The organism is Limibacterium fermenti (assembly GCF_041902845.1).
Classification (GTDB): domain Bacteria; phylum Bacteroidota; class Bacteroidia; order Bacteroidales; family Dysgonomonadaceae; genus Limibacterium; species Limibacterium fermenti.
This window is the reverse complement of record NZ_CP159486.1, coordinates 2,531,280-2,552,619: the sequence shown is the minus strand read 5'-3', so window position 1 is coordinate 2,552,619 and position 21,340 is coordinate 2,531,280. Positions and strand designations below refer to the sequence as shown.

The following is a 21,340-nucleotide window of genomic DNA, read 5'->3' as shown; positions in this document are numbered from 1 at the left end:
TTATTTCTCTGTTACATTCAATTTTAAGGCAGAAGTTCTTTGCTCTCGAGCAAGGCCATCGCTTCTACAAGCATGCTACCACTTAACTGTTCGCTTAATCCCGTAGTAGAACCGGGCTTTTGCCTCCAATTCGGGCCGAATAAAACGGTGGGTTTTGTGGTACCCTCTTTCCACAATGTTTCGGCATTATGTTTTATAAATTGGATATACCGTCTTTTTGCCGTTGCGTCCAACCGGTCTTGTTGGATCAGTTCTGTAAAATAACGGATGAAAATACCTTTAAAAAGTCCCCCGTCGCCGGTTCCTTCGCTTTTCAAAATCGAATTGTCAACCAGGCTACCTGTCGTATGATCTGCTGCCAACACAGCGTCGTTCAGATAAGCTTTTTCATTGAATATTTTGTATAATTCTACGGCAGAACCGATGAAGGTGCCTTGATTATAGGTAAATATCCAGTCTCTGTTAGTATTGCCGGTGGCGATTTCTATATTATCGAATACCGCACCGTTATTGGCATTAAACAAGACGGATTTTTCCCAATTGTAAATTTTAAGAGCCCACTCTTTGTCTTCTTCATTTTTAAACCGTTGATAGAGGCGCGCGGCAAAGATGCAGGCAGGCCCATTGGAACAGGCATTTTTGCTTTTCCTTTCTTTGTTCCAATAAATGCCGCCTCCCGTTTCTTCACTCCAACCGGTCTTGATATATTCCCATATCTGCAATGCCGCCTCCTTAAATTTCGTGTCTTGTGTGGCATCGTACGTGCGGAGCATCGCAAGGCCGATCCATTCCATATCGTCGTAGAAATGATTATCGAAAGTGTTTCCGTTCTTTTGACGGACGCCCTCATACCATCTATCGAAATAATTTTTATAAAACGAATCGCCTGTCCGGTTATAAGCGTCTACCAATACATCCAGTCCGTGTGCTTGCGGCCAATAACCGAATGACAGGTCTTGTGCGCTTTTGTTATTGAAATAGTTGCCGGAAGTATTCCAAAAATTATTTACCAATGATTTGCTGCTACTATCTGCCGCGGCCGCCCAACTTACTTGATACGGGTCTTCTCCGTTGGGGGTGGGTTCGTCTTTCTCACTACATGCTGCAAAAAGCAATCCTATAAGAGCAAAGTATACTATTCTTTTCATATTGTAATAATAAGTTTTACGCGTTGGTTATTCTGTTAGAATGATTAAGTCCTTGTTATTTTTCAATTCATTATGTGTAATAAAATATCCGTCTATTTTTTTTCCTCCGGAAATAATAGAGGTTATTTTGGTGCCGGAATTTTGTTTTGTGATCGTACAGTTGTCATCATCTCCGAGCCAAAGGGTGGTCTTCTTAAACAGCGGAACAGAAACAATATATTCCGGGTCGGCGGGCGAAAAAGTATATAGCCCGATGGCGTTCAGTACATACCACGATGACATTTCTCCCGCATCGTCCATGCCGGCCAATGACAATCCTTCTTTCCCCATCCGGTAAAAATGATTCATAATATGGTCGAGGATGGCTTGTGACTTTTCTTGCTTGCCTACAAAATAATATAAGTAAGGAAAATTATGGTCGGGTTGGTTGCCATGGCAATATTGACCGATGAAAACCGACAGATTATGCGCTTCGTAGCCTCTCCACGGAATGGAGAACAGCGAGTCGAGCTTGTCCTCAAAAGCTTTTTTGTCGGGATATAAACCGATCAGACCCTCCGGATCGTGGGGCGCGAAGAAGGTCGATTGCCAGCCATTCGCTTCCCGGTACATATATTCATAATACGGCACTTGCGGATCGAAGTTTTTAATCCATTCTCCGTTCTCGAGTCGAGGACGCATATGCCCGGTGGCAGGATCGAACAAGTTTTTGTAATTCTTGCTCCGTTCCATTAACGAGGCGTGATTCTTTTCATCTTTCAGCGCTTTAGCCACCAATGCCACGGCATAGTCATCATACGCATACTCTTGTGTTTTGGTAACCGCCGCTTTGGCCACGGTCTCGAGTTTGGGATGAGGAATATCCATCTCCGAGATATATCCTTTGCGGATATATTCATTCAAATAAGGCCGTCCTTCGGCGCCTTCAATCGTCGCATTTTTCAGAATCAGCCGGTAAGCTCGTTCGATATCGAACCCCCGGATGCCTCTTAAATACGTTCCGGCCACAAAAACGGAGGCATGGTCGCCATGGAAAAAGGTGGGCATGAATCCTTTTTTCTCTCCTTTATCGGTGATGGAGTTGATTACGTCCGCTGCCACATCGGGAGATAGTATTCCCAATAATATCAGCTTATTCCGATAATCGTCCCAAAACGAAGGATTGGTATAATAACGGAATCCGTTGTTTGCTACTTTGCCGTTTACATCAACATATTCACCGTTTCCATCGCTTCGAAGTGCTGGCCATAAAAATGACCGGTACAAGGAGGAATAGAATGTTTCGTACTGCTCTTCACTCCCTCCCGATACGTCGATTTTCGACAATAACGCTTCCCATGTTTCCTGAGCTTCCGTTTGTATTTGAGCGAAACTTTTTCCGGCTATTTCTTTAGAAAGATTTTCTTTTGCATTTTCAATACTCACAAAAGAAAAACCGATCTTTAGCTCCAACGGTCGAGCCGCGTTGTCTTGAACAAAGTCGACTAAAGAGACGATGTTTTTGTCTTTGCCCAATGATTGAACCGTCGAGATACCATAATTGGAAACGGCATAAAAATAAATTTTTTCTCCCGTTTCCTGAAATCCGGTAAAAACATTTTTCCCTGTTTTTTCGATGTGCCAATCCCTTACCCGTTCATTCGATTTGGATAAATCGGCCAATAGTTGAATGTGATCCCCCTTCTTGTAGGTATATTTGTGATAAGCGCACCGAAGGGTAGACGTTAATTCGACATTTATTCCGTATCGTTCTAAAAAAACTTGATAGTAACCCGGATGTGCCGATTCGTTACTATGCGTGTAAGGAGATTGGTAGTTGTCGGGAGACACCTTTCCCGTCACCGGCAATAAAGGCACATGGCATAAGTTCCAGTGGCCTTTGTTGGTATGCGTAAACGCATAAATGACGGAGTCTTCGTATTGGTATCCCGATCCGCTTCCGAATAATGTGACGGGACTTACCTGCACCATGGCATTCGGTAAAGAGGCGCCGGGAAATACTTCTGCCCCCCATGTACGACGGGTAGGGGTGTAGCCCAAATCGTTCGCGTCCCAAAGAGTCGCCGTGCCTAAAAAAGGATTGACGTAATGAGTCCGTGGTTGTTGTCCGGGCAGATGATTACAAAAAAACAGTATTGATAGAATTAGAATAATATTCCGTTTCATAAAATATACTTTATTTTACATTTAAAAGGTTGCCTGAATGAATTAAATGGATGTAAATTTCATTTTCAGGCAACCTTTTCAGATAGTTTTAATTATTAACCGTTTTATTGGCTGCCCACTTTTTTTATTTCATGGGTATACGGTTTATCTGCCTGCATATACAATGTTACATCGACTAGAGCCAAGTCCATTTCTCCGGCAAATTTCCATTTTTGATCCCATTGATTTGTCGGGGTTTCTTTTACGTAATAGTACGATTCGGGACTTGCAGCGCTCGGGCGGCTGTCGGTGTCGTTTAATGTACCGATCATCTGGATAAATTCTTCGCCGTTCGAGTTGATTCTTGTCGTCACGAATTTGTAACGTTCATCACGTCCCCAACCCTCCTGTTTGAAAGTAACGGGTTGAGAGGATGCCTTCCAGACACCTTTTCCGATATAATTCAGCGGGAAGATAACTTTGTTTTCAGGACTGAAGAACAATCCTACTCCGGTTATTTCGTTATAGACGGCAGAACTGATCGTGAAATCCAATTCGATTTTATAAACACCTGTTTTTGTAACGGTACTCGTACCGTCTAACTTCAATACTCCTTTGCTATCCGTATAATATTGAAGAGGAGTTCCCGAATTTGCATTCGTGAAGAAGTACGGTTTTCCAGCGGTCAATTGAGTATATATTTCAAATTTTCCCGATGAGACGCCTTTCATTATTAATGCCTTCGAAAGGTCATCTCCCGCTTCCGATCCTTCGCCCGTTAAATAGACATCGTCCGGTATTTCGTCGAATCCGGCCAACCGGGTAACCGTAATGGAATGTTCTTGCGCCGCTTTTAGAGCGTTTGTTCCTTTCAAAGAAAAGGCCGTCCATTTAAAAGTGCCTGATTCGGAAGGATTAATACCTATTTTCCCGGCAATTTTGTTCATTAATTTATGGGAAATGGTCGCATGATTCTGGAATCCGTTATTATCGGAAGAAGTCACATAAACGGGATCTGAAAAATCTCCGTCCTTTTTGTCGAAAGCTATCTGATAGACTACTGCGCCGCTTTCTGCCGCATTGGTTCGTTCCCATTCAAAATAGAGTTCTGCATTGGCGGAAGGAGATAATTCTATGGATTTCCCTTCAACCGGCTCAATGAGCGTTTTAACCTCCGACAGGCGATGGTCGAGCTTCCCCATGGAATCGTTACATGCCGTGGCGATAAGGATGAAAGAAGCTAAAAAGATCAGTTTATTTACGATTGTTTTCATACTCTTTCTTTTATTATTTGATAACTAAGTTATGGGTATATTCACTCTGAGCATTTAACGAGAAAGTGATATCGTATGTTTTATCGCTCCATCCGGTGGTTGAAGGCGTCTTCCATACTTCATTATCCGTCCATTGCTCCACATTGTTTTTCTCGACCATATAATAATACGATGCATCACCTGTTGGTTTGCTATCGTTTCTTATCGCTCTCCATTCGGTTTCACCGGCGGAGCTCTCCATTCTGAATTTATATCGATCGTCGGAATTGTCATTTCCCGAAAGTCCGGTAATGTTCTGGTTCGTCACTTCCCATAACCCCAATCCTTTATAGGGTAATTCTATTTTCTTTTGAGACCAGTTCAGGAACAAACTTACTTTCGTTACTTCCTTCATGGTGAAAGCGCCTATATTGAAATCCAGATAATATTTATAAATGCCGGTTTTTGCAACGGTATTTGTTCCTCCTAATACGATTTTTTCTCCGTCAACGGAATATTCTTCGGGCGTTCCGTTCGTGCTGCTGACAAACTTAAATGTTTTCCCTTCCGTCAGTTTCGTATAGATTTCGAATATTCCCTTATCCGTTTTCTTCATGATAAGGGCTTCCGCCAAATTTTCGCCGGCTTCTGTTGCATCACCGGTAATATATAGCTGTTCAGGAATCTCGGCGAATCCGGCCAAACGGGTGAGTATCAATGTCCGTTCCTCCTCCGCTTTTACCGCTTTATACGATTTCGAAGAATAAACCGTCCATTTTAGTGTTCCCTGTTGAGCTGATTCAATGCCGGCCAAAGCGGCTATCCTGTTCAAATCTTTATGCTTTATTGTCGCAGAGGTGGCAGCGCCGTTATCATCCGAAGCCAACAGATAAACCGGATTTGAAAAATCTCCGTCCTGTTTGTCGAAGGCTACTTCATACAATACCCCTCCGTTATCTTCGGCTCTGGCCGGCTCCCATTCGAAGTACACCGAAGCATTGTCGGAGGCTTTTAGGATAATGGCCCTTCCATCGTTCGGTTCATAGAGCTTTTTTACGGCTGTTACGTCCGTCTCGCGTACTTCGCCGTCGTTGCTGCATGCTGCAAAAGCAAAAAACAGAGAGGCGAACAGTACTATTTTTACTATTATTGTTTTCATATACTCTTTGTTTAAACTCAAAACTGTTACTTTCATTAATATCCCGGATTTTGGGTAAGGTTTTTATCGATATCCCGTTGTGATTGGGGAATAGCGAATAAATAATCGCGATCTTTGTTGAACTTCCTTTGATCAAGAAGGATGTGCGTGTTATTTGCTCCGAAGCGATCTCCCCGGGGACGAATGTTCAGTACGGTTTCGATCAGTTTCCAGCGGCGGATGTCGAACAATCTTAAGCCTTCTATCGCTAATTCCGAACGGCGTTCGCGGCGAATAATTTCCTGTAGCTTCGAAGCCGGGAAGTTGAGTGCAGAAGCATCGGTAAACCCGGCGCGTTCACGTATCGGTCGAATCGTTTGGTTCCAAATCGTCTCGTTCATTTGTCCCAGTTCATTTTTCGCTTCAGCATACATTAATAATACATCCGCATATCGCATCAATATCAAATTGAGTCCGGCAGCCATTCCTTCCGGCGCAGTCGGGTCGTAATATTTTCGGAGATAATATCCTGTCGGCGTGGCATTCTGTCCCGGACCGGCATATTCGTCCCTCTTATCTGTTTCTCCGGCTTCTTCCGCAGATCCCGGCCTGATGTAAATGGTCGAAACCGAACCGTTCTCTTTTCTCCATTTGTATCCATGATACACGATAGTGGCGTCGAAACGAGGATCTCTGTTGGCATAGGGAGCATTTTCATTATATCCCGATCCTTCTTCATTAATGGTTTTTCCGTTCTTCATTACATAGTCGTCTACCAATTCCTGAGTAGGAGCAAAACCGTTGATACGGCCCCCCTCAGTGAGAGGAATGGCATCGTAGTATTCCGACCATGTCCTTAATTCCAATGTATAACCGAGGTCAAGGATAACTTCGTTGTTATATTCGTTTTCCGGGAGAAAGAGCCCTTCATAGCTGGGGAATAATTCATATTTTCCAAATTCGCCATTTATAATTTTTTCGCAAATGGAAGCCACGTTTGTCCAATCGTTTTCGTATAGATACGTACGAGCCAACAAGGTCATAACCGCTCCTTGAGTAATTCTACCCTGGTCTTTTTCCTTATATTCCTGTTTTGTGGGGAGAATAGAAACGATAGCATTCAGTTCGTCCCGTACAAATTTTAGCACCTCCGATTTTGGCGTACGCTCTACATTATTTGCCTCCTGTAACGTCAAGCTTCGGTCAAACAAAGGTATATCGCCGTAATGAGAGGCCAACCGGTTGAACAGAAAAGCACGGATAAAACGAGCCTCCGCTTTCATCCTTTCCTTCAATGTTTCATCCATGGCGGGCACTCTGTCTACATTTTCCAGAAAGATGTGGCATGTTTTAATTCCTTCGTAACTATCTTTCCATTCATTCGCAAAACGTCCCAACGCTGCATCGGCTTGTCCGGAAGTAATGGTCTTTTCATCCGAACTACCCCGTCCTTCATAAAGATTGTCCGAAAGTTTTTCATTTGCAAAAAAGTAATTGGCTCCAAACATCTGTTGGTATGCTTTATTTAATACTGCGGATGCTTTCTCTGTGGATGTCCAATAAGTAGGGTCGGTAAATTTATTTGTAGGAGCTAAATCCAGGTCGTTGCACGAAATAAATAGGGCAAGGACCATACATATACCTATAATAATTGAATATTTTTTTCTCATAATGTTGTACATTTATTAAAATTCAAGATCTATTCCGAATCCATAATATACTAAAGTAGGATAATTACGGGCGCTGTTTGCACCTACGCCGCCGATGCCTCCCATATTATTGCCGAATTCCGAAGATTCCGGATCGATAAACGAATTTTTAGAAAACGTCAGCGGATTTTGAGCATTGACGTTTAAACGCAATTTTTCTACTCCGAATCGTTTGGTTACATGTTTAGGCAACGTATATCCCAGTTGAATATTTTTTACTCGGAGGTAAGCGCCGCTTAAAAGATAAATATCGGAGCCTTTTTGTTTCCAGTTATTAGTACTCGATGGCGTGCTAGGAGCAACTAAACGGGGCCATCTGGCATCGGGATTGGTCGGTGTCCAAAAATCCAGTTGATGTTGGTAGATCGCATATGAATAGTTGGAGTGGAACGGTTCGATTAATTCTCCACGAACAAACATTTCCCGTTTTCCTGTTCCTTGAAGGAAAATCCGAAGATCGAAATCTTTCCAAGCGACATCATACGTAAAACCGAATGTATATCTTGGAAAAGCGTTTCCCAATACCACCCGATCTTTGTCATCGATGATGTCATCATTATTTTGATCTAAATATTTTACGTCTCCCGGTTGTGCCACAACTCCGATAGGAACGGCACTGTTGGCGATTTCTTCATAACTTTGGAAGAGGCCGTCGGTTTTTAACCCGTAGTACGAGCCTAATGCTTCACCCTCGCGAATCAATTTATACAATTCATCATTTGAATGAATATCCTCTTTTCCTCCGAAATCAACCACTTTGTTTTTTGAATCGGAAATGTTTAGATTAAAATTATGGCGGAATTCGCCCGAATTCAATTTATAATTCGCTGTTAATTCCCATCCGCGATTTCTCATTCTGCCGGCATTTTCGGTGGCTTGAGATCCTCCGAAGACAGAAGATACTACGGGTGCTAAAAGGATATCCCACGTCGTTTTATTAAAATAATCTAATGCGATGAACAGATTGTTATTGAGAAATGTACCATCGAGACCAATATTAAAGTTTGCGGCTTTTTCCCATGTCAATAGGGGATTCCCGTATTTATATTTTACTCCCGGAAGCGAAATATTATTGAAAACATACGAATTGGGATCTAATTCGTATGAGGTCAGATACGAATAATTGTCTACGTTCTGATTTCCCAATATACCATAAGAAGCTCGTAACTTTAAATCTCCTGCTTTTTCCTTGTACGCTTGCATGAAACTTTCTTCCGAAAGCCTCCATCCACCCGAAAATGAAGGGAAGAACCCCCATCGATGATTTTTATCGAATTTGGATGAGCCATCGTAACGGAACGAAACCTCGCCGTAATATTTATCCCGGTAATTATACCCTGCCCGCCCGAATAAGGAGGTGATACTCGTTTGGTCTGTGTCGCCGTTTGTATTCTTGTTATCTTTATTTTGTATCGCTTCATCCGTCGTCGGAAGTCCCAGGTCTTCATCGGTTCTTTCCCACGCGATCCGGCTTGCCTTAAATGTATAGGATTCGTTGGATACTCCTAATAATCCCGAGACATTATGCGCCGAATTAAAAGTGCGATTGAAATCTAATAGGAACTGCGTACTTAATGTATGTCTTTTACTATTGTAATCTTCAGTCATCCTATTGGGATGAATATATAGTTCTGTTGTTTCTTGCGATCCCGAGGCATAAAGAGGAACCCTTTTATCTCTACGAAAACGATGATGCTGAGTCAAGTCCAACCCGACTAATCCTTTTGCGGTTAATCCTTCGATGAGTTTTACTTCCAAGTTTAAACTACCGATAAAGTTGTCTTCATCTTTCTTTTCATACCCTCCGTCTTTCAGATAAGCCATCGTGTTATCGTCGCCGATAGCTTCGTTAACCAACCATTTTCCGTTTTCTTCAAATTGATAATAATAGTAAGGTGGTATACGGGATGAATTGATAATCACATTTCCTGTTCCGCCGGCAACCGTACGCTCGTTTTTGCGGTTATAAGCCATGATGGAACTAAATTTAAAACGGCCGTATTCCGTACTAAGATTGCTGCGGAAGTTGTATCGTTCTATTCCGAAGTTTCCTACAAAATTACTTTCCTGATTTAAGTAGCCGGCGGAAACCATATAAGTAGAGTTTCCCGTTCCCCCGGAAACGTTGAGGTTATAATTCTGTTGGAGCCCTTTCTGCATGATTTTATCCAGATACCAATATTCTTCGCTCTGATGCTCATACAAGTCACGGATTTGTGCGGGGGTATATGCCGGAGACCCACCACTATTCATATTCGCCTGATTGCGGTACATGGCATTTTCCCATCCTTTTACCGGTTGGTATAAGATATCGGGATTTTCGTAGCCTAACATTCCGCTGAAAGTAACAATCGGTTTGTCTGATTTCGCACCCTTCTTTGTCGTAACCAGGATAACGCCGTTCGCTGACCGGGAACCATATATAGCCGCACTTCCCGCATCTTTCAGTACGGAAATATTTTCAATATCATTCGGGTTTAAATTATTCAACGTTTCAGAACGGGAAATAAGTCCATCAATTACAATAAGCGGGTCATTGTTTCCCATTGTGCTAACGCCGCGAATATTTATGCTCATTGTATTGTCGTTCGGATTCATATTCCTTTGTTGAATGATAAGGTTCGCAGAAGCTCCTTGCAATGCTTGCACGGCGTTGGCGACAGGCCTGTTCTCGAAAACATCCGAATTCACTTGATCTATTGCACCTGTAATGCTCCTACGTTGACGAGTGCCATATCCGACAACAACTATCTCATCCAGTATTTTGGTGTCTTCCTGTAAGATAACGCTCACGTTATTCTTTTCTGAAACCGGAATATCTTGACTGAGATAACCTATATAGGATATTTTAAGGATGGCATCTTCTGCTACTTGTAACGAAAAGTACCCGTCGATATCGGTTATGGTGCCGTTAGAGGGCGCCCCTTCTTCTATGATGTTCGCTCCGATAACAGGCTGGTTATTTCCATCTAAAACCTGCCCGGTAACTGTTTTCCGATTTTGTTGCTGAACCGTAGAAGTCGATGACGAACGGTCTTTTTTCATCAATACGATGTTGCGGCCTTCGATGGCGGATACAATATCGGTTTGAGCAAAAAGGTCGTTCAAAACTTCTTTTACCGATTCGTTCTTTGCCCGGAGAGTCACCCGTTTATTCAAATCCACTTCGTTCTTGTCATATACAAATAAATAACCGGTTTGTTTTTCTATTTCCGTTAGAACTTGCTGGATGGTTTGATTATTTATTCTGATATCGACTTTTGCATTTTGAGAGTTTGCTGCTAATGAAAATGCAAAAAATGTAAAAACGCCCAAAATGGATATGCGCATTCTTACCTGATAACATGTGATTAGTCTTTTTAAAATATTCATATATTCAAATTTTTTTCATGAATGTTTTTCATTCTTTTCATTTAATTCATTTTTACTGTTTGTTTATCTTTGACTTCATTCTTTTCATTCTCTTCTCATTTGGTTATTTACATAGGCTTTTGTTGTTTAGTGGTGATTATTTTATAATAATTATTTTCTTGCCAATTGGTGTGTATATAATTAAATTCGTTTTGTAATCGGAGAACATTAAGAATATGTTCTACACCATCCTGAATGCGGAATTTGCCGGTATATTTTTTCGATTCTTCCGGTAAGTTTTCATCGATAATAAAATGGATATCATAATATTGTTCGAGAATGACGAGGATTTCCGAAATCGTTTTATTATCGATAAAAAGAATCCCTTCCCGCCATAAAAACTCGTCTTTGTGAAAAGTCGTGACCTGCAAGTTGCCATTCTCGGTTATCGCTCGTTGATCGGGCTCGAGTAACAGTTCGTCTGCGGTGTTTAATGCTTTTATCAACACGCTTCCTTGCAGTAATGAGGCTTCGAAAGTATGTTGATAATCATAGGCTCTTACGTTAAATTCGGTTCCTAATACTTGTACGGTATATTCCGCGGTTTCGACGATAAAAGGACGGTCGGGATCATGGGTTACGTCAAAATAACCTTCCCCCGACAACCGGACGAGTCGCCGGTCGTCACTAAAATGTAAGGGATAGTCGAGGGTCGATTTGGAATTCAGCCAAACGCTTGTCCCGTCGTCCAATACCAACCGGGTATATTCTCCTGTTGGAACCGTTGTTGTATAGAGAGCCGGTTCTTCGTTTGGATAAATAGTATCAAAAATGTTCTTGAACGTATCCGATTGATATAGATAGAATAATCCTGCCCCGATGATAAATACGGCTGCTATGCGCGCAAGAATAGAAAGTCTTCGCTTACGGATAACGGTGCGTTTTTGCTCAGATGTATCAGGGAAGGATACGTCTTGCCAGAGCGTAATATCATACAAGCGCCTCAGATTCTCAAAATCCTTTTCGTTTTCGGGAGATTGTTTTATCCATCGGTATATTTCTCTGTTTTCGGCTTGCGTTGTATTTCCTTCCAGATATTTTTTTATCAGATCAGAATTCATTCTCTTTTATTATAGCAATAGGGGAAATTTCCCGGTTATAGTAAGTATGACGTTTGAGCGGACGTTAACCCTAAACGGAAAAATATTTTTGTTGAGTAATTTTTCATTTTCACCTTCAACAAAAAGGGCAATGAAACAGCTATCCGCTGATCGTGAAAATGTTACCAGATAGGTTCTTTAGAAGACGGATGTTCCTTTTGTCCTTTTAAAAATAAAAGAAAAAATAAAACAGCGGCAAATAGTCTTTCAAGTTTCGCCGCAGCAGTTGTAAGGATTGCGTAATGTGGTATTCTACGGTTTTTATATGGATGTTTAATTCCGTAGCGATCTGTTTATTCGAATAGTTCTCGTAACGGCTCATTCTAAAAATTTCACGGGTTTTAGGAGATAATTGCTTCAAGGTTGCATCCACAATTTGTTGAATTTCTTTAGAATAGATAAGTTCCGGGTTGCATCCTTCCAACGTGGATATACGGTACTCGAGTTCTTCGGCATCGATGTTGGAGAATGTTTCGTGTGTCCTCATCCGTATCGTCTTTTGACGCAGATAATCGACGGCCTTATTCTTTACTAAGGTTAATAGGTAGGCCGGAATGTTTTTTATTTCTTCTCCTTTTTGCAGAGCTTCGTATAAATGGATGAACGAGTCGGATGCAATATCTTCCGCAGCCTGTTTTTCATGTACATAGGATTTTGTAAATAAAAAACATTTTTTATAATAGGCATCGTATATCTCTGCAAATTTATCCGGGTGAAACATTTTCTCCATTCCATTACTGAATTAAATAAAAGCCGCCGAGTGTTTATCCGCTCCGGCATCAATTATTTAAAATGACTCTAAAACACACACCTTAAACGTAAGAGATCTCTCTTTTAGCCTGTCATTTCAGGCTATTTATATAAAGAAAATAACCCGGAAGCAGGTGTCCGGTTCATTTTGATACATTAATAGGGAGCTTTTTCCGAAAAGCTTCTTTAAAACTGACGAGCGTCTCGGTTCGGGATAATCCTATAGGTTGCAATTTATTATGGATGATGTGTAATAAATCTTTATTATTCCGGGCAAAAACTTTGATCAGCAGATCGTATTGTCCGGTGGTATAATAACATTCTATTACCTCGGGTATTTTTTCCAGTTCGGCTACGACTTTGTCGAAAGAGGTTGGGGAATTGAGGAACAGCCCGATGAAAGCGCATGTTTCGAGGCCTATTTTTTCCGCATCGATCAAATATTCCGATCCTTTAATGACGCCCTGATTGATCAGTTTCTGTACACGTTGATGAATCGCTGCGCCTGATACCCCACATGCGCGGGCTACTTCCAGAAACGGAATACGGGCATTTTCTACAATCAGTTTTAATATTTTTTCATCTAATTCATCAAATTCGTAGTGGGTCATATATGCATTTATTATTGAAACGTAAAATAATTGTGTGCAAATGTAGTAATTTTTTCAATAGAAAAGACTCGAATTAGCTTCGTCATTATTTGAGGAATGATGTCAAAGCAATGAAAGCAAATAAAGCAGACGTTGTTTTAAGCGCATCTTCATTAATAAGAAAAGTGGAAGAATGCAGCTTGCCGCAGGTCTGTTGTGCGTTATTCACGCCAAAACGATAAAAGCAACACGGATATTTCTGTGTGAAAAATCCGAAATCTTCGGCCGTCATCCGGCGGGGATATTCCGCGACATTTTCCTCACCGAGATAGTTTACGGCTTGTGCGCGAACCTGTGCCGTGATGTCTTCGTGACTAACGGTACAGGGATATCCCTGCGGAATGGCTACTTGGCACGAACATCCGTAGGCGGCAGCCGTTGATTCTATGATATCGGGAATGATTTTGCACATTTTAAAACGCTCGCTCTCGTCCATACAACGCAGCGATCCGGCTAAAACGACTTCATCGGGAATGACATTCGTAGCGCCCGGTGCAATAAACTTTCCGAAAGAGAGAGTCATCGGGCTGAACGGATTGCGCCGGCGACTGACGATCTGCTGTAAGGCAACGATAACATTCGATGCGGCCAAAACCGTATCGTTCAATTCGTGGGGTAGGGCGCCGTGTCCTCCGTGACCGATTATCTTTATGTGTACTTCATCCGCGGAAGCCATCACCGTACCCGTCTGAAACGCTACTTTTCCTGCCGGGAGATCGACATAAGCATGTTGCTTTACAATAAAATCCGGTTCCCGGTCGGCAAAAAGATGATCTTTGAGCATGAGATCGGCACCGCCCGGCGATTGTTCCTCGCCCGGTTGAAAAACGAATAACACTCTTCCCGCAAGTTCATCCCGTAGCGTATGCACCATCTTTGCCACCCCCATTAACGATGCCGTATGCGAATCGTGGCCGCAAGCATGCATCACCCCCTTATGAACCGATTTATAAGGGATCTCGTTTTTTTCCTGAACCGGCAAAGCATCCATATCCGCTACAAACGCTACCGTATGGCCATTGTCAGGCTTTGTACCCTGCACCCATGCCAGCAAACCGTTACCGCCGATATTCCTCCGGAAAGAAATCCCTTCGGCTTCGAGAAAATCAGCCACATACCGGCTTGTATTCTCCTCGTGATAGGACAATTCAGGATGCCGGTGCAAATACTGATAATGCCGTACGATTTCCGTATATACGTCCTCGGTTTGTCTATGAATAGTCTCTGCGATATTCATTGTGAAAAAAATCGATGAATGAGTTAGTCTAATTTATGAATCACGAGTCCTGATCGTAATTTGGGCTCGAACCAGGTTGTTTTGGGCGGCATGATATTACCCGTATCGGCGATGTCCATTAATTGTTTCATGGAGACCGGATACAAGGCGATTGCCAGTGCCATTTCCCCGCTATCGACGCGGCGTTCCAATTCCTTTAAACCCCGGATGCCCCCCACGAAATCAATCCGTTTGTCGGATCGCAAGTCGCGGATGCCGAGTATCTCGTCGAGGATTAAGCCGGATGTGATGGTTACGTCCAATTGGCCGATAGGGTCGTTGTCGTCATACGTGCCGGGTTTAGCCGTTACGCTGAACGAACGTCCGTCGAGATAGATGGAGAATGTGTGCAGATTTTTGGGCTTTTGAAGTTCCGTGCCGGTAGGCTCTACGACAAAGTTTTTTTCGAGCCGTTTGATAAACTCGTCGGGAGTAAGCCCGTTGAGGTCTTTCACCAGACGGTTGTAATCGATGATAGACAACTGGTTTTCGGGAAAACATACCGCCATGAAATAGTTGTATTCCTCGTCGCCACGGTGATGGGGATTGTTTTTTGCTTTTTCCGCCCCGACAAGAGCCGCCGCAGCCGAACGATGATGTCCGTCGGCGATATATAAGGCCGGGAAACGTGCAAATATGCGGGTAATGGCTTCGATATCTCTGTCGTCAGGGATCAGCCAGAAATGATGCCCTACGCCATCGTCCGACACAAAATCGTATTCGGGCGTTTGTTGCGTAATACGCCTTACAATTTCGTCTATTTCATCGTTATCGGGATGCGCCAGAAACACCGGTTCGATATTGGCGTTGTTTATGCGTACATGCTTCATGCGGTCTTCCTCCTTATCGCGCCGGGTCAATTCATGCTTTTTGATTTTTCCGGTAAGATAATCATCGACATAAGCACCTACGACGAGACCGAATTGAGTCTTTTCATTCATCGTTTGTGCATACACATAATACATTTCCTTCTCGTCCTGAAGCAGCCATCCCTTTTGTTGAAACTTCCCGAAATTTTCCACCGCCTTTTCGTATACGTCGGCATCGTGTTCGTCTTTTCCCGGAGGAAAATCAATTTCGGGTTTAATGATGTGATAGAGCGATTTGTCGTTGCCCATAGCTTCTTCGCGCGCTTCTTCCGAGTTCAACACATCGTAAGGACGCGAAGCGACCTCCTTTATGATTGCCTTAGGAGGACGGACACCTTTGAACGGTTTGATTGTTGCCATAATTTAAGATTAATGATGTTGTACATTATTAATATTAATATCGACGGTAAAGATAGCACTTTTAACGGGAATATGTTCAAAGAATCGACAATATTTTGCCTTTTTGTACGGTTGGGAGATTGATGGAAGTTGGTTCGCAAAAGTGTTGTAACAATTATGTCTATTATTCTCTGTGTAACTCGATGCCTGCTTTGTGAAACTTTGTGTGACAATAAAATAAGTAACACAAAGAAACGCAAAGCAAGGGCTCAGAGAACCACAAGGGGCTTTTGGCATGCCCAAACGGGAATTTTCATGGATGGGGTATGTATTCATTAATGATTTTTTATGTACATTTGTACCTTGTTTATGAGAGAAATGATAACTATTTTGGGTATAGAATCTTCATGCGATGACACTTCGGCTGCGGTAATACGCGATGGGGTAATCCTTTCGAATGTGATTGCCAATCAGTCGGTGCATGAACGTTATGGAGGAGTTATACCGGAGCTTGCTTCGCGCGCGCATCAACAGAATATCATTCCGGTGGTGCACGATGCCCTTCAACAGGCCGGAATCGCCCGCGAAGAACTGTCGGCGGTGGCTTTCACGCGAGGCCCCGGATTATTAGGATCGTTGTTGGTCGGAACTTCCTTTGCCAAAGGGTTCGCTTCGGCATTACATATCCCGTTGATAGAGGTCAACCATTTGCAGGCGCATGTGTTGGCTCATTTTATAAAAGAAGATGCCGAGGATCTGAATCAACCCCGCTTCCCTTTCCTCTGTCTGCTGGTTTCGGGGGGCAACTCTCAGATTATCGTCGTTAAGTCGGTCTATGAGATGGATATTATCGGGCAAACCATCGACGACGCTGCCGGAGAAGCATTCGACAAATGCGCCAAAGTCATGGGATTGGGTTATCCCGGAGGTCCGGTCGTCGATAAACTCGCTTCGCAGGGAAATGCCGATGCGTTTACGTTCAGCAAGCCCCATATTGCCGGTTACGATTACAGTTTCAGCGGATTGAAGACCTCATTCCTCTATTTTCTGCGTGACCGTCTTGCAACGGATCCCGACTTCATCGAAAAGAATAAAGCCGATCTGTGCGCATCTCTTCAAAAAACCATCATCGATATCCTGATGAATAAACTTCGCCGCGCGGCGAACGATTTACATATAAAAGAAGTCGCCGTAGCGGGAGGCGTTTCTGCCAACTCTGGATTGCGACGGTCTTTCGAAGAACATCGCGACCGTTACGGATGGAAGATCCACATTCCCAAATTTTCTTATACAACCGACAACGCGGCCATGGTGGCGATAACCGGTTATTACAAGTATTTAAAAGGCGAGTTTTGCGGGTATGAGGCCACGCCTTACGCGAGAGTGTATAGAAGTATGAAGTATGAGGTATGAAGTATGAGGTATGAGGTATGAGGTATGAGGTATGAGGTATGAAGTGAGAAGGGACTGTAAACTGCAAACTGTAGACCGGCGACTTTCAGGCGAAATAACTTGTAAAAATTGAATACATAATAATATAATAATGAGTACAAACGAAAATAATTCCGGAGACAATAAAAAGAGCCTTCATTTTATTGAAACGATTGTCGAAAAGGATCTGCAAGACGGCAGGAACGACGGACGGATACAAACCCGTTTTCCGCCGGAACCCAACGGTTACCTGCACATCGGGCATGCCAAGGCTATTTGCCTCGACTTCGGTATTGCCGAAGAATATGGCGGCATCTGTAACCTGCGTTTCGACGATACCAATCCGGTAAAGGAGGATGTGGAATACGTCGATTCCATTATGGAAGATATCCGCTGGCTGGGTTTCCATTGGGAGAACGTATATTATGCGTCCGATTATTTCGGACAGCTTTGGGATTTTGCCGTCCGCCTTATTCAGGAAGGCAAAGCATATGTCGATGAACAGTCGGCCGAAGAGATTGCCCGGCAAAAGGGTACGCCTACCGTTCCCGGAATCCATAGTCCTTATCGCGACCGACCCATTGGGGAGTCGCTCGAATTGTTTGAAAAGATGAACAGCGGCGAAGTGGCCGAGGGAAAGATGGTGCTGCGGGCTAAAATCGATATGGCCTCGTCGAACATGCACATGCGCGACCCCATCATGTATCGCGTGATTCATATCCCGCATCATCGTACCGGCACGAAATGGAAAGCCTATCCGATGTATGATTTCGCGCACGGGCAATCGGACTATTTCGAAGGGGTGACCCATTCGTTGTGCACGTTGGAGTTTGAAGTGCATCGTCCTTTATATGACTGGTTTCTCGATCAATTGACTGAAAAGGATTACCGTCCGAGGCAAATCGAATTCAACCGCCTGAACATGACCTACACGATGATGAGCAAGCGCCGTTTGTTGCAATTGGTGCAGGAGAAATTAGTCAACGGGTGGGACGACCCGCGCATGCCGACGCTTTGCGGATTGCGCCGCCGGGGATATACCCCCGAATCGATCCGCCACTTTGTCGATAATATCGGTTATACCAAATATGACGGCGTCATCGATGTGTCGCTCCTCGAACACAGCATTCGCGAGGATCTCAATAAAAAAGCCATGCGTGTATCGGGCGTCATCGATCCGGTTAAACTCGTTCTTACCAATTATCCCGAAGGGCAGACGGAGGAACTGGACGCGGTCAATAATCCCGAAGATGATTCGATGGGCACCCGCTTGGTCACCTTCAGCCGCGAATTGTGGATAGAACGCGACGATTTTATGGAAGATGCGCCGAAAAAATATTTCCGCCTGACTCCCGGCAACGAGGTGCGTCTGAAGAATGCCTATATTGTGAAATGTACGGGTTGCGATAAGGACGAAAATGGCCGCGTGACGAGTGTCTATGCCGAATACGACCCGCAAACCAAAAGCGGGTTGCCCGAGGCCAACCGGAAGGTGAAAGGAACCATTCACTGGGTTTCCGCCGGTCATAGCATCGATGCCGAAGTACGCCTGTACGATCGGTTGTTTACGGTGGAAGATCCTGCGGGAGAAAAAGACAAAGACTTCCGCAACTTGCTCAATCCCGACTCGCTTATTGTGAAAAGCCATTGCAAAGTGGAAGCTTTCCTGAAGGATGCCGCACCGTTTGAACGGTTTCAATTTCAGCGCATCGGCTATTTCAGTGTCGACCCCGATACAACGGCCGGAAAGTTGGTGTTTAACCGCACCGTTTCGTTAAAAGATTCGTGGAATAAAATTAAATCGAAGCAATCATAGCCAATGGATGACGAGATCAATATAACAGCGTTAGTGGAAAAATACGAGCAAATGCGTTTCATCGGTAAACAGATGTATCTGGATGCCGATGAATTTGCTCTGTTGGCCGATTATTACCATTCGATGGACGACGAGGAAGAGTCGCTCCTGTTGTTGGATGAAGGGCTGAAAATGCATCCGGGTAGTCCCGAACTGATGTTGTTAAGAGCAAAGACACTCGTTTTTTCCGAACAATACACCGAAGCGCTCGATTATTTGAAATACATCACTTCTGCGGAAGATGAAATAGACCTGGCACTCGTCAAAATCGAGTGTTTATTGCATCTGCAACGCAATGAGGAAGTCGATGAGTTGATCAATCAATTATTAAACAGTGAACTGGCTATTGATGACCTCTATGAATTTATCACGGAGCTCGGATTTTTGTTTAATGATGTGGATTTGTTCGACCGGGCCATTTCTTTTTTGCAGGAAAGCCTCAAGATTGAGGACGATAATGCCGATGTCCTGACCGACTTGGCATATGCTTATGAGATGAAAGGCGACTTTGAAGAAGCCATCCTCTATAATAACCTTCTGCTCGATGCGAACCCGTATTCGTTTGAAGCCTGGGTGAATATAGGAAAACTCTATTCGATGAATGAGCAGTACGACAAAGCCATCGATGCCTTCGATTTTGCACTTACCATCAATGATAAAGATGTATCGGTACGGAAGTTAAAGGCTCTGGCCCTTTATCTGAACGAAAACGTAGCCGAATCCATCCGGCTGTTTGAAGAGTGTATTTCACAAGCACCGAATGACGAAAGCTTGTATGATTCGTTGTTCGAGGCATACGAAGTGATGGGGGAGTACGACCGGATGATGAAGTTGCTCGACAAAAAAGAAGCGCAGTTCGGCCCCGCCGGCATTCTTATTAAACGCGCTTTTGTGTATATTTATCAAGGGGATACGGATATGGCGCACCGGTTGTTTGAGGAGGTGCCTGAAGAAGACCATGCATCGCTCGACTACTTTATGCTCGAAGGCGAATTGGCTTTCAACGATAATGATTTGGTGCGGGCCGAAGCGGCTTATATGAAAGCGGCGCTTATCTCGGAAGAGAATGAAGATATTATCGATCGGTTGGCCAACATCAGTATTGCACAAGAGAAATATGAACAAGCCGCCGGTTATCTTGATCAATTGTTGAATTTGTCGCCCGATTATCCGACCGCTAAATCCCGGTTGGCGTTTATTCGCTTTGAGATTGGTTCGAAAGAGCCTTTCAATGAAATCATCGAACAGTTTTCGGAGGACGAGCTGCGGACATTGTTGCAACAGATTTTAGGAAACAAACATACCGATTTCACCCGGTTTACCCGGGAGGATATGTTGTCGCGCTTAAACGAGGCTCGGGAGAACCGCGTGCTGTTTAAGAATATAAAATATTGAAATTCATTCTTGCTCCTATCCATATGCCTTATTCATCGGTTACAATAACCATCATACGTGTCCGACCGATAACTGACGGTCGGTAGCTGATAGTTCGTAATTAATTTTTATCTTTGCCTTATCAATATTGATTATTTATAGCTATGGATGATAGGGATATACGTTGGAAACAGCGTTTTCGGAATTTCGAACGGGCATTTTTGCGGTTGGAGGAAGCTTTATACCAGCAGGAATTGAACGAATTGGAACGTAATGGTTTACTACAGCGTTTTGAATTTACCATTGAGCTTGCCTGGAAAGTCACGAAAGATTTTCTGGAAGAGAAGGGTTTTACTTTTAAACCTTCTCCCAAAGATACTTTCCGTCAAGCGCAGGAGGCAAAATACATCGATTATGCCCAGCCGTTGATTGACGGTTTGGATATACGCAACGAACTGTCGCACGATTACGACGGAGAATTGTTTCGCTTGGCGGAAATAGAATTACGAAATGACATTTTTCCGGCAATAACCCAATTATATCAATTTTTTGAATCGGAGTATGAAGGAAGTTGATGAATTCGGACTCAGCCGGCGCGACAGACAGACCATTGCAAGTATCTTTAATAAACATCGAGGCGTTGAACACGTTCTGATTTTCGGAAGCCGAGCCAAAGGCGTTTTTCATGCCGGCAGCGACATCGATTTAGCTATTACCGGCAGCGACATTTCGCATGAAGTCGTCAGAAGAATCAAAAACGATTTTAATGAAAGTTCATTGCCTTATAATGTCGATGTTATAAATTTTTCAACGCTGGATAATGCTGATCTCAAGGAACATATCCTCAGAGTGGGTAAACCTGTTTATTCTCCTTCTTAAATGTGTTTTTTAT

16 protein-coding genes are annotated in these 21,340 nt (G+C 43.4%); 5 read left to right on the top strand and 11 right to left on the bottom strand.

The annotated features are described in order from the left end of the window. Positions 1-23: 23 nt before the first annotated feature. The 11 genes from ABNK31_RS11290 to ABNK31_RS11240 form a co-directional block, all read right to left on the bottom strand. Positions 24-1,148: a glycoside hydrolase family 76 protein gene (locus tag ABNK31_RS11290; protein WP_418892621.1), complete on the bottom strand. Its 1,125-nt coding sequence runs from the start codon at positions 1,146-1,148 to the stop codon at positions 24-26. 27 nt (positions 1,149-1,175) lie between these two features. Next, on the bottom strand, positions 1,176-3,314 hold the full coding sequence (locus ABNK31_RS11285) for a GH92 family glycosyl hydrolase (protein WP_418892620.1): 2,139 nt from the start codon (positions 3,312-3,314) through the stop codon (positions 1,176-1,178). 104 nt (positions 3,315-3,418) lie between these two features. Further along, entirely contained in the window at positions 3,419-4,567 is a 1,149-nt protein-coding gene (locus ABNK31_RS11280) for a SusE domain-containing protein (RefSeq protein WP_418892619.1), read from the bottom strand. A gap of 13 nt (positions 4,568-4,580) precedes the next feature. After that, positions 4,581-5,705: a SusE domain-containing protein gene (locus tag ABNK31_RS11275; RefSeq protein ID WP_418892618.1), complete on the bottom strand. Its 1,125-nt coding sequence runs from the start codon at positions 5,703-5,705 to the stop codon at positions 4,581-4,583. Between the two features lie 35 nt (positions 5,706-5,740). After that, on the bottom strand, positions 5,741-7,354 hold the full coding sequence (locus ABNK31_RS11270) for a RagB/SusD family nutrient uptake outer membrane protein (RefSeq protein WP_418892617.1): 1,614 nt from the start codon (positions 7,352-7,354) through the stop codon (positions 5,741-5,743). Between the two features lie 15 nt (positions 7,355-7,369). After that, positions 7,370-10,765, bottom strand: coding sequence for a TonB-dependent receptor (locus ABNK31_RS11265; RefSeq protein WP_418892616.1), 3,396 nt, complete (start codon positions 10,763-10,765; stop codon positions 7,370-7,372). Positions 10,766-10,872: 107 nt separating this feature from the next. Beyond that, on the bottom strand, positions 10,873-11,865 hold the full coding sequence (locus ABNK31_RS11260) for a FecR family protein (RefSeq protein ID WP_418892615.1): 993 nt from the start codon (positions 11,863-11,865) through the stop codon (positions 10,873-10,875). Between the two features lie 205 nt (positions 11,866-12,070). Beyond that, on the bottom strand, positions 12,071-12,634 hold the full coding sequence (locus ABNK31_RS11255; protein ID WP_418892614.1) for an RNA polymerase sigma-70 factor: 564 nt from the start codon (positions 12,632-12,634) through the stop codon (positions 12,071-12,073). A 163-nt stretch (positions 12,635-12,797) separates the two neighbouring features. Then, complete coding sequence (locus ABNK31_RS11250) at positions 12,798-13,265, bottom strand: Lrp/AsnC family transcriptional regulator (protein ID WP_418892613.1); 468 nt, start codon at positions 13,263-13,265, stop codon at positions 12,798-12,800. Between the two features lie 85 nt (positions 13,266-13,350). Next, positions 13,351-14,541 carry a M20 metallopeptidase family protein gene (locus ABNK31_RS11245; protein WP_418892612.1) on the bottom strand — a complete coding sequence of 397 codons (1,191 nt, stop codon included), beginning with the start codon at positions 14,539-14,541 and terminating at the stop codon, positions 13,351-13,353. A gap of 23 nt (positions 14,542-14,564) precedes the next feature. After that, complete coding sequence (locus tag ABNK31_RS11240) at positions 14,565-15,809, bottom strand: DUF1015 domain-containing protein (RefSeq protein ID WP_418892611.1); 1,245 nt, start codon at positions 15,807-15,809, stop codon at positions 14,565-14,567. A 348-nt stretch (positions 15,810-16,157) separates the two neighbouring features. On the opposite strand from ABNK31_RS11240, the gene tsaD reads away from it, so the two are divergent. The 5 genes from tsaD to ABNK31_RS11215 all read left to right on the top strand — a co-directional run bounded on the left by tsaD (position 16,158) and on the right by ABNK31_RS11215 (position 21,327). Next, entirely contained in the window at positions 16,158-17,201 is a 1,044-nt protein-coding gene (gene tsaD / locus ABNK31_RS11235) for a tRNA (adenosine(37)-N6)-threonylcarbamoyltransferase complex transferase subunit TsaD (RefSeq protein WP_418892610.1), read from the top strand. A gap of 130 nt (positions 17,202-17,331) precedes the next feature. Further along, a complete protein-coding gene (locus ABNK31_RS11230) occupies positions 17,332-19,035 on the top strand; it encodes a glutamine--tRNA ligase/YqeY domain fusion protein (protein ID WP_418892609.1) in 1,704 nt (567 codons plus the stop codon). Between the two features lie 3 nt (positions 19,036-19,038). Continuing rightward, positions 19,039-20,469, top strand: coding sequence for a tetratricopeptide repeat protein (locus ABNK31_RS11225; RefSeq protein ID WP_418892608.1), 1,431 nt, complete (start codon positions 19,039-19,041; stop codon positions 20,467-20,469). 143 nt (positions 20,470-20,612) lie between these two features. Then, the gene (locus ABNK31_RS11220; RefSeq protein WP_418892607.1) at positions 20,613-21,023 is read left to right on the top strand and encodes an HI0074 family nucleotidyltransferase substrate-binding subunit; all 411 of its coding nucleotides are present in this window, start codon (positions 20,613-20,615) and stop codon (positions 21,021-21,023) included. After that, on the top strand, positions 21,010-21,327 hold the full coding sequence (locus ABNK31_RS11215; protein ID WP_418892606.1) for a nucleotidyltransferase domain-containing protein: 318 nt from the start codon (positions 21,010-21,012) through the stop codon (positions 21,325-21,327). The genes ABNK31_RS11220 and ABNK31_RS11215 overlap by 14 nt, the downstream gene beginning before the upstream one ends. The last annotated feature ends 13 nt before the right edge of the window (positions 21,328-21,340 follow it).

Excerpts from the sequence above, each read along its gene's own strand:
- ABNK31_RS11250 (WP_418892613.1), bottom strand. The coding sequence starts at position 13,265 with ATGACCCACTACGAATTTGATGAATTAGATGAAAAAATATTAAAACTG.
- ABNK31_RS11245 (WP_418892612.1), bottom strand. The coding sequence starts at position 14,541 with ATGAATATCGCAGAGACTATTCATAGACAAACCGAGGACGTATATACG.
- ABNK31_RS11285 (WP_418892620.1), bottom strand. The coding sequence starts at position 3,314 with ATGAAACGGAATATTATTCTAATTCTATCAATACTGTTTTTTTGTAAT.
- ABNK31_RS11270 (WP_418892617.1), bottom strand. The coding sequence starts at position 7,354 with ATGAGAAAAAAATATTCAATTATTATAGGTATATGTATGGTCCTTGCC.
- ABNK31_RS11225 (WP_418892608.1), top strand. The coding sequence starts at position 19,039 with ATGGATGACGAGATCAATATAACAGCGTTAGTGGAAAAATACGAGCAA.
- ABNK31_RS11290 (WP_418892621.1), bottom strand. The coding sequence starts at position 1,148 with ATGAAAAGAATAGTATACTTTGCTCTTATAGGATTGCTTTTTGCAGCA.
- ABNK31_RS11260 (WP_418892615.1), bottom strand. The coding sequence starts at position 11,865 with ATGAATTCTGATCTGATAAAAAAATATCTGGAAGGAAATACAACGCAA.
- ABNK31_RS11265 (WP_418892616.1), bottom strand. The coding sequence starts at position 10,765 with ATGAATATTTTAAAAAGACTAATCACATGTTATCAGGTAAGAATGCGC.
- tsaD (WP_418892610.1), top strand. The coding sequence starts at position 16,158 with ATGAGAGAAATGATAACTATTTTGGGTATAGAATCTTCATGCGATGAC.
- ABNK31_RS11280 (WP_418892619.1), bottom strand. The coding sequence starts at position 4,567 with ATGAAAACAATCGTAAATAAACTGATCTTTTTAGCTTCTTTCATCCTT.
- ABNK31_RS11230 (WP_418892609.1), top strand. The coding sequence starts at position 17,332 with ATGAGTACAAACGAAAATAATTCCGGAGACAATAAAAAGAGCCTTCAT.
- ABNK31_RS11240 (WP_418892611.1), bottom strand. The coding sequence starts at position 15,809 with ATGGCAACAATCAAACCGTTCAAAGGTGTCCGTCCTCCTAAGGCAATC.
- ABNK31_RS11275 (WP_418892618.1), bottom strand. The coding sequence starts at position 5,705 with ATGAAAACAATAATAGTAAAAATAGTACTGTTCGCCTCTCTGTTTTTT.
- ABNK31_RS11220 (WP_418892607.1), top strand. The coding sequence starts at position 20,613 with ATGGATGATAGGGATATACGTTGGAAACAGCGTTTTCGGAATTTCGAA.
- ABNK31_RS11255 (WP_418892614.1), bottom strand. The coding sequence starts at position 12,634 with ATGGAGAAAATGTTTCACCCGGATAAATTTGCAGAGATATACGATGCC.
- ABNK31_RS11215 (WP_418892606.1), top strand. The coding sequence starts at position 21,010 with ATGAAGGAAGTTGATGAATTCGGACTCAGCCGGCGCGACAGACAGACC.